Annotated in this window: 11 protein-coding genes; 4 read left to right on the forward strand and 7 right to left on the reverse strand. The window is 68.0% G+C overall.

Translation table 11 applies throughout. The features are described from left to right. Positions 1-70 precede the first annotated feature (70 nt). The 3 genes from L2U69_RS10660 to L2U69_RS10670 all read right to left on the reverse strand — a co-directional run bounded on the left by L2U69_RS10660 (position 71) and on the right by L2U69_RS10670 (position 2,530). Positions 71-1,684: a lysine--tRNA ligase gene (locus L2U69_RS10660; RefSeq protein WP_236106786.1), complete on the reverse strand. Its 1,614-nt coding sequence runs from the start codon at positions 1,682-1,684 to the stop codon at positions 71-73. A gap of 118 nt (positions 1,685-1,802) precedes the next feature. Continuing rightward, positions 1,803-2,234 carry a type II toxin-antitoxin system VapC family toxin gene (locus L2U69_RS10665; protein WP_236106787.1) on the reverse strand — a complete coding sequence of 144 codons (432 nt, stop codon included), beginning with the start codon at positions 2,232-2,234 and terminating at the stop codon, positions 1,803-1,805. Next, a complete protein-coding gene (locus L2U69_RS10670; protein ID WP_236106788.1) occupies positions 2,231-2,530 on the reverse strand; it encodes a hypothetical protein in 300 nt (99 codons plus the stop codon). Before L2U69_RS10670 ends, L2U69_RS10665 begins: the two co-directional genes overlap by 4 nt. Positions 2,531-2,661: 131 nt before the next feature. Between L2U69_RS10670 and L2U69_RS10675 the strand changes: the two genes are divergently transcribed. The 4 genes from L2U69_RS10675 to L2U69_RS10690 all read left to right on the forward strand — a co-directional run bounded on the left by L2U69_RS10675 (position 2,662) and on the right by L2U69_RS10690 (position 8,059). Continuing rightward, positions 2,662-5,379 carry an ATP-dependent DNA helicase gene (locus L2U69_RS10675; protein ID WP_236106789.1) on the forward strand — a complete coding sequence of 906 codons (2,718 nt, stop codon included), beginning with the start codon at positions 2,662-2,664 and terminating at the stop codon, positions 5,377-5,379. Between the two features lie 65 nt (positions 5,380-5,444). After that, positions 5,445-5,858 carry a tellurite resistance TerB family protein gene (locus tag L2U69_RS10680; RefSeq protein WP_236106790.1) on the forward strand — a complete coding sequence of 138 codons (414 nt, stop codon included), beginning with the start codon at positions 5,445-5,447 and terminating at the stop codon, positions 5,856-5,858. Positions 5,859-6,011: 153 nt separating this feature from the next. Further along, positions 6,012-6,527 carry a SixA phosphatase family protein gene (locus L2U69_RS10685; protein WP_236106791.1) on the forward strand — a complete coding sequence of 172 codons (516 nt, stop codon included), beginning with the start codon at positions 6,012-6,014 and terminating at the stop codon, positions 6,525-6,527. Continuing rightward, positions 6,527-8,059 carry a CYTH and CHAD domain-containing protein gene (locus L2U69_RS10690; RefSeq protein ID WP_236106792.1) on the forward strand — a complete coding sequence of 511 codons (1,533 nt, stop codon included), beginning with the start codon at positions 6,527-6,529 and terminating at the stop codon, positions 8,057-8,059. Before L2U69_RS10685 ends, L2U69_RS10690 begins: the two co-directional genes overlap by 1 nt. Before the next feature lie 141 nt (positions 8,060-8,200). Here L2U69_RS10690 and L2U69_RS10695 read toward each other — a convergent pair whose 3' ends face one another. From L2U69_RS10695 to L2U69_RS10710, 4 genes are all read right to left on the reverse strand, one after another. Beyond that, positions 8,201-9,133, reverse strand: a complete 933-nt coding sequence (locus L2U69_RS10695; protein ID WP_329605392.1) for an ABC transporter permease — start codon at positions 9,131-9,133, stop codon at positions 8,201-8,203. A 13-nt stretch (positions 9,134-9,146) separates the two neighbouring features. After that, positions 9,147-10,214 (reverse strand): ABC transporter permease, encoded by a 1,068-nt coding sequence (locus L2U69_RS10700; protein ID WP_236106793.1) that lies wholly within the window; start codon positions 10,212-10,214, stop codon positions 9,147-9,149. A 13-nt stretch (positions 10,215-10,227) separates the two neighbouring features. Next, positions 10,228-11,031, reverse strand: a complete 804-nt coding sequence (locus tag L2U69_RS10705; protein WP_236106794.1) for an ABC transporter ATP-binding protein — start codon at positions 11,029-11,031, stop codon at positions 10,228-10,230. A gap of 186 nt (positions 11,032-11,217) precedes the next feature. Continuing rightward, positions 11,218-11,607: a DNA-binding transcriptional response regulator gene (locus L2U69_RS10710; RefSeq protein WP_236106795.1), complete on the reverse strand. Its 390-nt coding sequence runs from the start codon at positions 11,605-11,607 to the stop codon at positions 11,218-11,220. Between the last annotated feature and the right edge of the window lie 56 nt (positions 11,608-11,663).

Here is an 11,663-nt window from a genome sequence, read left to right on the forward strand (position 1 = left end):
TCAAAGCCCTTGCCCCTTTGGGGAGAGGGTTGGGTGAGGGGCGAAACGCCGCTGCCGGGCGCTTTACCCCTCAGGCCGCGTCCTTGCCCGCCGCCAGGTCGCCGGCCAGGGCCTTGCGGATCAGGGCCGCCGAATTGGCGACGCCGAACAGCGCGATGAAGGAGCCCATGCGCGGGCCCTGGGCTTCGCCGAACAGCACTTCGTAGCAGCATTTGAACCAGTCGCGCAGGCTGGCGAATTCGTAACGCTTGCCGATCTCGAAGACCTCGGTCTGGAGCGCCTCCGCGCTCTTGTCCGCGGGGTCGGCCTCGAGATGGGCGGCGAGGTCGGTCAGGGCCTTGGCCTCCATCTCGCTCGGCAGGCGGAACCGGCGGTGCGGCTTCTCGTAGTCGCGGAAATAGGCGATGGCATGGCCGACCATGGCATCCAGCGCCGGCAGGTTCTCCGGCGTCGCCCCCGGGGCATAGCGCTGGATGAAGCCCCACAGCACCGCCTTGTCCTCGGAGGCGACGACACCGGCGAGGTTCAGCAGCAGGCCGAAGGTGATCGGCAGATCCACGACGGGCGGCGCGCCCGAATGGATGTGATAGACGGGGTTTTCGAGTTGCTTGGCCGCATCCTGACCCGGATAGGCGGCGAGATGGGCGAAGTAATCGTCCACCTGGCGCGGGATCACGTCGAAATAGAGCCGCTTCGCCGTCTTCGGCTGATTGTACATGAACAGCGACAGGCTTTCCGGGCTGGCATAGGTCAGCCATTCCTCGATGGTCAGGCCGTTGCCCTTGGACTTCGAGATCTTCTGGCCGTTCTCGTCGAGGAAGAGTTCGTAGTTGAAGCCGTCGGGCGGCAGGGCGCCCAGCGCGCGGCAGATCTTGCTCGACGTCTTCACATTGTCGATATGGTCCTTGCCCGACATCTCGTAGTCGACGCCGAGCGCCGCCCAGCGCAGCGCCCAGTCGGGCTTCCACTGCGCCTTGCAGCCGCCGCCGGTGACCGGGGTCTCGAATGTCTCGCCGGTCTCCGGATCGGTCCAGCGGATCAGGCCCTTGGCCGCGTCATGGCCCTCGATCGGCACCTGCATGACGATGCCGGTCTTCGGGTGGACGGGCAGGAAGGGGGCATAGGTCTGGCGCCGCTCGTCCCGAAGCGTCGGCAGCATGATCGCCATCACCTTGTCGTAGACTTCGAGCATGCGGATCAGCATGTCGTCCAGCCTGCCCTCGGCGTAATAATCCGAGGCCGAGGCGAACTCGTATTCGAAGCCGAAATGATCGAGGAACGAGCGCAGCATCGCATTGTTGTGATGGCCGAAGCTCTCGAACTTGCCGAAGGGATCCGGCACCTTGGTCAGCGGCTTGCCCAGGTTCGCCTGAAGCAGTTCGCGCTGGGGCACATTGTCGGGCACCTTGCGCATGCCGTCCATATCATCCGAGAAGCACAGCAGGCGCGTCGGCACCTTGCCGTCCGTCAGTACGTGGAAGGCATGGCGCACCATGGTCGTGCGCGACACTTCGCCGAAGGTGCCGATATGCGGCAGGCCCGACGGACCATAGCCGGTCTCGAACAGGATGTAGCCCTTGTCGAGAACCGCCGGGTGTTTCTCCATCCGCGCCAGCAGTTTCCGGGCCTCCTCGAAGGGCCAGGCACGGGCCTTCATCGCCAGCTCACGGATCTCGCTCGACATTTCGCAGAACTCCTTGTTGCAGGCGTGTTCGTAAGGCGCGCGGACGGGAGCGTCAATGGGGCGGCGGTCCGACGATGCGCCTTGGTCGGGTTCGCGGAGCAGTGCCGATGTCGAGCCGTCAGATCTGTCCGCGCATTGGGTTGACCATTTCCAGCCCCTCGAAGTCCCGCTCGTTATCTGTCACCACTACACAACCGTTCGCTTCCGCCGTCGCGGCGATGATCATGTCGAGGGCGCTGCGGGGGCGGCCGGCGGCTTTTCCGTCCGCCATCAGTTGGGCCCAAATCAGCGCGGCATCAGCGTCGAAGGGAAGGATACGGCCGGCGAAGAGGGACTGCGGGCCTTCGGGGCCGGAGAACCAGGCTTCGAGCGCATCGCGCTTTCTGCCACGCGGCTTTTCCAGAATGCCACGCCTGAGTTCGGCGATGGTCAAGCTCGAGACGAATAGGGTTTCGTCATGCTGTACGGCCATCCAGGCGAGCAGCGCGTCGGACGGCTGAGGCTTGACGACATTGCTGATGATATTGGTGTCGATGAGATAGCGGGTCACAGGTCGACCTCGCGGCCTTCGTTACGGTCGCGCTCGATATGAAGGTCGGCTCCCACCAGCGGCGAGCGGCGAAGGGCCGCCAGGATACCGCCGGCCTGTGGCGGTTCACCGGCGATCGCCTGACCGACCACGGCGCGTAGGCGCGCCGCGTCGCGATCGTCTTCCGCCAGGCGGCGGGCAAAAGCGCGGATCAGGTCGCGGTCCGCGTCGCGGCCCAGGACTTCGAAACGGGCGAGCCCACGTGCACTGAGACGGGCACGATAGGCGTCGATGGCGCGCTTTTGCGACTTGCTCACAGCGTACTCCTGAATTTCTAACCTGTAATATATCTGGGAATAGCCAACTGAACAAGCAATGGCCTCCGCCCGCGGCCTTCGCGTCAATCGTTTCCTCCCGCTATCATCCCTCGATGTCCGAATCGTTTCCCGTGCCCGCCACAGACGTACTCGACATCCCCGCCCTGGTCGTGGGGGTGGGGCAGGCGGTCGTGGTGCATGGGGATGGGGAGGTCGAGGAACTCGGCCTCGGTGAAGCGGCACGGCGGGCGGCGCGGGCGCCCGTGCTGCTGGCCCATGGGCCGCTGACGGCGCGACGGCTCGATGTCGCGCGGTTCCGCTGTTTCGACATTCTCGAACTCTTCGCCTTCGTGCGGCCGGCGCAATTCTGCCTGCCGAGCCCGGCGGGGCTGGCGCTCGTCTTCGGCTTCGATGCGCCGCGCGATCTGGTGGAGGAGGCGATGGTGCTGCCGGCGGTCGCGGCGCGCCTGCTCGGCGAATTGCGCGAGGCGCGGGACGGGGCGGAGGCTGCCCGCGTGGCCTTCACCATGGGCCGGGCCGGGTGGCCCTGGGCGCCGCTGGTGTTGGCGGCGCTGGGGCGGGCCGACGGCGGCGAGGGGCGGGGGACCGGGCTCGACGTCTGGAACCGCCTGCCGGAATGGGAGGAGCCGCCGCCGGTGCCGCCGCCCCTCGGCGTGCCCGTGACGGGCGACGAGGCGCGTGCGGCGCTGGAGACCCTGAAGGGGCCGGGGGCGGAGGCGCGGCCGGCCCAGGGCGATTATGCCGCTTGCGTGGCGGAAGCTTTCGCGCTCCGTGACGTCGCCGGGGTGCCGCGCGTGGTGCTGGCCGAGGCCGGCACGGGCATCGGCAAGACGCTGGGCTATATCGCGCCGGCGGCGGTCTGGGCGCGGAAGAACCGGGCGGCGGTCTGGCTCTCCACCTATACCAAGAACCTGCAGCGGCAGTTGGACCGGGAACTGTCGCGTCTCTATCCCGATCCGGCGGAAAAGGCGCGGAAGGCGGTGATCCGCAAGGGGCGGGAGAACTATCTCTGCCTGCTCAATCTCGAGGAAGTGGCGGGGCCGGGCGGCGTGGCGCCGGGCACCGATGCGGTCGCGGTGGGCCTCGTCGCGCGCTGGGCGCGGGCGACACGGGACGGCGACATGGTGGGCGGCGATTTCCCGACCTGGGCGATCGAACTGCTGCACGGCGCCCGCCTCGGTGCGCTGACCGACCGGCGCGGCGAATGCATCCATTCGGCCTGCGCCCATTTCCGCAAATGCTTCATCGAACGCGCCCGGGCCAAGGCCAAGACGGCGGAAATCGTCATTGCCAATCATGCCCTGGTGATGATCCAGGCGGCGCTGGCGACCGAGGCCAAGGATCTGCCCACCCGCTATGTCTTCGACGAGGGCCATCAGGTCTTCGATGCTGCCGACAATGCCTTCTCCGCCCATCTGACCGGGGCCGAGGCGGCGGAACTGCGGCGCTGGGTGCGCGGCGCCGAGGCGGGGCACCGCCGCGCCGGCCGGGGCCGGGGCATCGACAAGCGGATCGGCGATCTGGTGGTGGGCGACGAGGGCGCCGAACAGGCGCTGGAGGCGCTGCGCCTCGCCGCCGCCGGCCTGCCGGGGGAGGGCTGGCAGGCGCGGGTCGCGGGCAAGGCGCCGGTCGGTTTCGCCGAGCAGTTCATGTGCGAGGTCCGGCGCTGCGTCGCCGCAAGGGCGATCGATGCGCGCGGCGGCTTCGCCCTGGAAGCCCCGGTGATCGAACTGCCGTCCAGCCTGATGGATGCGGCGATCACCCTCGACGGCCTGCTGCGCCGCCTGCTGGAGCCGGCGGCGGCGCTGAAGACGCGCCTCGCCAAACGTCTCGACGAGGAGGCGGAGGATCTCGACACGCCGACGCGCCTTCGCATGGAAGCGGGCATCCGCAGCCTCGACCGCCGCCTGGTGCAGCCGGTCACCGCCTGGCGCGCCATGCTGCGCAGCCTGGGCGAGGAACCGGCGGAGCAATTCGTCGACTGGCTGGCGATCGAGCGCGACCGGGGGCGCGAGACCGACATCGGCCTGCACCGCCATTGGCTGGACCCGACCCTGCCCCTGACCGGCGCCCTGCTGGAACGCACCCACGGCGTGCTCGTCACCTCGGCGACGCTGCGCGACAGCGGGCCACAACAGGTCGACGACTGGCAGGCGGCGGAGGCGCGCACCGGTGCCGGCCATCTGATCCTGCCGGCGAAACGCGCCAGCTTCGCCTCCCCCTTCGATTACGGCGAGCAGGCCCGCGTGCTGATCGTGAACGATGTCCGCCGCGACGAGGCGGACGAAGTCGCGGCTGCCTATCGCAGCCTGTTTCTGGCGGCGGGGGGCGGCGGTCTCGGGCTGTTCACGGCGGTCGATCGCCTGCGCCGGGTTCATGCCCGGATCGAGAAACCGCTGGACGAAGCGGGCATCCGGCTGTTCGCCCAACATGTCGATCCCATGGACGCGGGCACCCTGGTCGATCTGTTCCGGGCGGAAGAAAACGCCTGCCTGCTGGGGACCGACGCGGTGCGCGACGGTGTCGACGTGCCGGGCCGGGCGCTCCGCCTCATCGTCTTCGACCGGGTGCCCTGGCCGCGCCCCAGCCTGCTGCATCGGGCACGGCGCGATGCCTTCGGGGGTGCCGCCTATGACGACATGCTGGTGCGCTTTCGCCTGCGCCAGGCCTTCGGCCGGCTGATCCGCCAGGGCGGCGACCGGGGCGTCTTCGTCCTCCTCGACGCCATGACGCCAACCCGTCTGCTGCCGGCCTTTCCCGAAGCGGTCGAGGTCCGGCGTCTCGGCCTCGCCGAAGCGGTGGCGGCGGTGCGGGCTTTCCTCGGTTGAGCTTGCTCCTTCGGTGGCGATCCTCTATTCCTGCCGGCCGACACTGCATGAGGGACGGAACGGCAATGACCGAACGCATCAGCCATCACGACGCATTGATCTGGGTGATGGTCTGCGTGGCCGCCGCGGACGGCGACATGACCAACGCTGAACTGCATTCGATCGGCGAGATCGTGAAGACCCTGCCGGTATTCCGCGACTACGATCCCGACAAGCTGCCGGATTCGGCCCGCGCCTGCGGCGCCATGCTCCATGCCCCGAACGGCATGGACGAAGTGATGAGCATGATCCGGGTCAGCCTGCCGGCGGAACTGCGCGACACCGCCTATGTGCTCGCCTGCGAACTGGCGGCGGTCGACAGCCATATCGAATTGTTCGAGGTCCGCCTGTTGCAGATCATCCGCCACGGCCTGAAGCTTTCCCGTCTCGACGCCGTCGCTATCGAGCATGCGGTGCAGGCCCGCTACCGCCGCCTCTGATCCCGAAGCGCCCCGCCCGCCCCCGGGGGCGCGGCAAATCGCGCCTGTCGTTGTGCCACATTGCGGATTGCACCACCTAGCCACGATCGCGATCGGGCGGCTATGTTCGACGCGCAGACTGCAGATTGTCGCCGTTCCGTGACCGGGAAAAAGATGAAGACCGTGATCCTCCTGCGCCACGCCAAGTCGAGTTGGGACGATGCCACGCTCGACGACCACGACCGTCCGCTGGCGCCGCGCGGGGAGAGGGCGGCCGGGCTGGTCGCCGCCTTCCTGCATCAAAAGGCCCTGCTGCCCGACGTCATCCTGTGTTCGACCGCGCGGCGCACGCGCGAAACCCTGGCCCGGATCCAGGCCGTGGTCGGCGACGACGCGCCGGCCCTGATCGAGCGCGACCTCTATCTCGCCCCCGCCGCCAGCCTGCTCGACCGTCTGCGCCGGCTCGGCGACGATGCATCGAGCGTCATGCTCGTCGGGCATAATCCCGGGCTGGAGGATCTGGCGGGCGCCCTGGTGGCACCCACGGGCAGCACGGCGGAAGCCCGCATGGCCGAGAAGTTTCCGACGGCCGGGCTTGCCGTCATCCGCAGCGACATCGGGGTGTGGTCGGCGCTGAGCCGGCGCAAGGCCGCCCTCGATCTGTTCGTGATACCGAAGGACCTGGTCTGATGTCATCGGAAGTCGAACTGAAACTGGCGGTCGATCCCGACGATCTGCCCCGATTGCGGCGCCTGCCGCTGCTGACGCGGGGCAATATCTCGCCGGCGCGCAACCGAAGCCTCAAGACGATCTATTTCGACACCGCCGAGCGCAGCCTCGCCAAGGGCAAGGTCACGCTCCGCGTGCGCGAGGACGGGCGCAAGCGCATCCACGGCGTGAAGGTCCCGGTGAAGAGCCTGGCCGGCCTCGCCACCCGCCGGGAATGGGAGATCGAGAGCCGCGACACGGTGCCCGATCTCGATGCCTTTCCGCCCGGCACGGTCGACAGCGTGCTCGACACCAGGGCCCTCGGCGCCGACGCCCTCGAAGCCGTGTTCGAGACCGAGTTCAAGCGCAACCTGCGCCATCTGGCCCTCGGCACCGGGGGCGAGGTCGAGGTCGCTGTGGACGAGGGCGCGATCCGCGCCGCCGGCAAGGGCGAGGCGGTGATCTCCGAAATCGAATTCGAGCTGAAGGCGGGCGATCCCGCCGATCTCTTCGCGCTGGCGCTCGCCGTCGCCGAACAGGTGCCGGTGCGCGTGCTGGTCGAATCCAAGGCGGAGCGCGGCTCCCGCCTCGCCACCGGGCGCGTCGCCAAGCCCGTGAAGGCCGAGAAGCTGAGCCTGCACGAGGATATGAGCGCCTGCGACGCCTTCGCCGCCATCGTCCAGGACTGCACAAGCCATTGGCTGGCCAATGTCGAGGCGGTGCTGGACGGCACCGACGTCGAAGGCGTGCACCAGATGCGCGTCGCGCTGCGCCGGCTGCGTTCCGGCTTCAAGGTGTTCCGCCGCATCCTGGGGCCCGAACCGTCGAACGCCCTCTCGGACGAGGTGAAATGGCTGGCCAACAGCCTGGGCCCGGCGCGGGACTGGGACGTCTTCATCGGCGATGTCGCGGGCCCCGTGTTCAAGGCGCTGGGGCCCGATGCCCGCTTCGACCGCATCATGCTCCAGGCCGACAGCGAGCGGCGCATCGGCTACGGCCTGGCGCGCGGCGCGATCGAGGACGAGCGCCACACCCGCCTCGCCCTCACCCTGGGGCGCTTCGTCGCCGCGCGCGAATGGCGCGAGGGCGGCGAGACGGGCAAGCTGGACGGGCCGGTGAAGAAATTCGCCGCCGACGTGCTGGACGCCCATTTCAAGCGCGTGCGCCAGCGCGGCCGGCGCATCATGCAGTTGGAGGCCGAGGCCCTGCATGGCCTGCGCATCGAGATCAAGCGCCTGCGCTATGCGCTCGAATTCTTCGGGTCCCTGTTCGACGCGCGCGAGGTGCGCCGTTTCCTCGACGGGCTCGCGGGCCTGCAGGATTTCCTGGGCGAATTGAACGACATGGCGGTCTCCCAGCGCCTGATCGTCACCCTGGGCCGTTCGGATTCCAGCCGTGCCTTCGCCGAGGGCGTGCTGACCGGCTTCTACGGCGCCGCCCTGGAGCGCAAGCGCAAGAACCTGCGCAGCCAATGGGGCGAGGTTCTGGTCCAGGACCGCTTCTGGCGGGATTGAGGCCATAAGTTTCGTCGTCGTCCCGGCGAAGGCCGGGACCTTTCCCAGGAAAAGGCGCCTTCTCGTCATGAGGTCCCGGCCTTCGCCGGGACGACGAGCAGGGGATGGACGACGAGTTGTATTTGAACGACGGGATAGACCTTACTTCCCCGCCAGATGCGCGGGCGGGCGGCGCTGGGGGTTCATCCAGTCCTCCAGCCGTTTCCACGCCCGGCTGAGCACCCAGGTCAGCATCAGATAGAGCACGGCGGCATAGAGATAGACCTCGAACGAGAAGGTCTGGGCATAGGCGCGCTTGGTCTGGCCCATGAGATCCAGGATGGTCACCACCATGGCGACCGCGCTCGCCTTGATCATCAGGATGATCTCGTTGCCATAGGCGGGAAGGGCGATCCGATAGGCGCCGGGCAGGATGACGCGGCGCAGGATCATGAAACGGCTCATGCCCAGGGCCTTGGCCGCCTCGATCTCGCCCGCCGGCACGCCCTGGATGCCGCCGCGCAGGATCTCGCCGGTATAGGCCGCCGTGTTCAGGCTGAAGGCGAGCAGCGCGCACCAATAGGCTTCGCGGAACATGCCCCACAGCCCGAGATCCTCGAAGAACGGCCGGAACTGGCCCGAGCCGTAGTAGATGAGGAAGATCTGCGCCAGCAGCGGCGTGCCCCGGAAGAAGAAGATGTAACCCGTGGCCATCCAGCGCAGCGGCAGGAAGCGCGACAGCAGCGACAGCGCCACCGGAACGGCCAGGATGCCGCCGATGAGCAGCGACAGCGAGACCAGTTCGAAGGTGGTCCACAGGCCGTCCAGCAGCTTCGGCCCGTATTTGCCGAGGATCGGCAGATGCTCGGTAATGACCGCGCCGATCGGATCGAGCACGGGCGCCAGAATGTCGCCCAGGAAGAGCCATATCTGGCGGAGCGCGTATTTGAACTGGCCACCGGCCCATACGAAGGCGCCGACGACATGTTCGAGGAGCCACAGCAGCCCGGAGAAGACGCCGCCGACCGCATCCCAGACGAAGTCGAAGGTGCCGCCGTCCGGCTCGGCCGCGGGGGGAAGGGTTTCCGGTTCCATCGCGTCCTCCCCCTCAGGCCCGGCGCACGCCGCGCGAGGCCCAGCGTTCGGCGCGCGCGAAGACGGTCATGGAAACGCCGGTGACCGCCAGATAGAGGAGACAGGTGGCGCCGTAGAACAGGAAGGGTTCCTTGGTGACGCCGACCGCGATGCTGGTCTTGCGCATCAATTCGTCGAGCGCGATCACCGAGACCAGGGAGGTGTCCTTCACGAGGTTGAGCCACAGGTTGCCGAGGCCGGGCAGGGCGAAGCGCCAGACCTGGGGCACGAGAATGCGGCGGATCACGAGGGGGCGCGACATGCCGATGGCCCGTGCCGCCTCGAGCTGCCCCCTGGGCACGGCCAGGATGGCGCCGCGCAGCACTTCGGTCGCGAAGGCGCCGAAGACGAGGGAAAGGGCGACGACGCCGGCGGCGAAACTGGAGACGTCCACCGTCTCGGTGGCGCAGAAGGATCGCGCGCCGTCGCCGAGATCGATCAGGTCGAGCTTGTCGGGCAGGCCGAGGCCGGCGCAGAGGTCGGGCAGGCGCACCGCCTCGATCAGGGCCTGGATGCCGAACTGGATGCCGTAGTAGATCAGCAGCAGGGTGAGCAGTTCGGGCAGGCCGCGGATCAGCACGGTATAGAGATTGCCGATCCGGTTCAGCGCCTTCGAGGGCGCGAGCTTGGCGCCGGCGCCCATGAAGCCGATGGCAAGACCGATCGCGAGCGAGATGACCGCAAGCTGCATGGTCAGTTGCAGCCCTTCCCACAGATCGTCGCCCCAGCCGCCCTGGCCGAAGCCGATCAGGTCGATATAGGGCAGGGTGCCGGGGAATTCGGCGCCGAGAAAATCATAGAGCGCGCTGCCGATGCCGCCGAAGACCCAGCCGAGGGCATCGACGGCGAGGCCGAGCACACGACCGACGGGCCACCAGATGAGGCCGAGCAGGCGGAACAGCAGATCGAGGCCGAGGCCGACGAGGTGGAAGAGGCCGACGATCGCGGCGATCACCCAGCCCAGAAGGTCGCCGAGGAAGGAGAGGAAGCCGCCGGCGACGACCGGTTCGGCGACCATTTCGGGGACAGATGTCGCCGTCATGCGGACATCCGGCTCAGAGGTGCTTGGCCAGGAACTGGCGGCATCGTTCCGACGCCGGGTCGCGGAAGACCTGCGAGGGCGGGCCCTCCTCCTCGACCTTGCCCTGGTGCAGGAACATGACGGTGGAGGAGACATCGCGGGCGAAGGCCATCTCGTGGGTGACCACCAGCATGGTCCGTCCCTCTTCGGCGAGGTCGCGCATGACCTTCAGCACTTCGCCCACCAGTTCGGGATCGAGGGCCGAGGTCGGTTCGTCGAACAGCATGACGGCCGGATTCATGGCCAGCGCCCGCGCGATGGCGACGCGCTGCTGCTGGCCGCCGGAGAGATGGGCGGGGTAATAGCTGCGCCGTTCGGCCAGGCCGACCTTGGCGAGCAGCGCCTCGGCCTCCGCGATCGCCTCCGCCTTCGGCTTCTTCAGGACATGGACCGGGGCCTCGATCACATTCTGCAGCACGGTCATGTGGGACCAGAGATTGAAGCTCTGGAACACCATGCCGAGCTTGGCGCGGATACGGTCGACCTGACGCAGATCGGCGGGGACGGAGCGGCCGTCGCGATCCGGCTTCATGCGGATCAATTCGCCTTCCACGCGAATGTCGCCGGCGTCGGGCGTCTCCAGGAGATTGATGCAGCGCAGGAAGGTGCTCTTGCCCGAGCCCGATGCCCCGATCAGGGAAATGACGTCGCCCTTGCTGGCGGAGAGCGAGATGCCCTTCAGAACCTCGAGGTTGCCGAAGCGCTTGTGAATACCGTCGACCTTGAGGGTGGCATCGCCCGCAACGGTCCCGTCATCCGTGATTGTCGCATCATTCATGCGCCGATAGTCCGCCCCCTCGCAGACGCGGCGCCGCCCCGGCACCCCGTCTCGCCCGTCATTACGGTTTCAAGGCTAAGGCGGTTCGCCGCCGAGCGAAAGCCTTTCGTGTGCACTGCGGCAAGGCGGGCGCCCGGAAAGGCCCCCGGGAAAGGACTTGGGGCGAACGCCTTTGGGGCGGCACCCTCAGGCGATGTCGAAATTGTCGCCCGCGCCCTGGCCCTCGTTCGAGACCTTGGACAGCGCGTTCATCATGACGGCGCGCAATTCGCTGACGGAATTGGGATTCTCGATGATGCCGATGACCCGGCGGCGCGACGAGCGCGACGCGGTGTTCTGGCCCTGCTCGGTCAACATGATCACCGGCGCCCGCGAACCGAGGCGGACCGCCCCGTCGATCACGACCGAGGACGACCACCCCTTCAATTCGGCGTCGACGACGATCAGTTCCGGCCAGGTGCTCATGATGTGGCGCAGCCCCGAATAGCCGTCGTGGGCGACGGTCACGGCGAAGCCCCAGGACGCCAGATGCTCCCGGAGATGGCGGCTGCGCTCGATATTGCTGTCGACCAGCAAGACCTGCGGTCCTGTTTGCGGGCTGCTCGTCAAGGCGTGTCCCATCATAGCCACTC

It is taken from the genome of Zavarzinia marina, assembly GCF_021568905.1.
Taxonomy (GTDB): Bacteria; Pseudomonadota; Alphaproteobacteria; order Zavarziniales; family Zavarziniaceae; genus Zavarzinia; species Zavarzinia marina.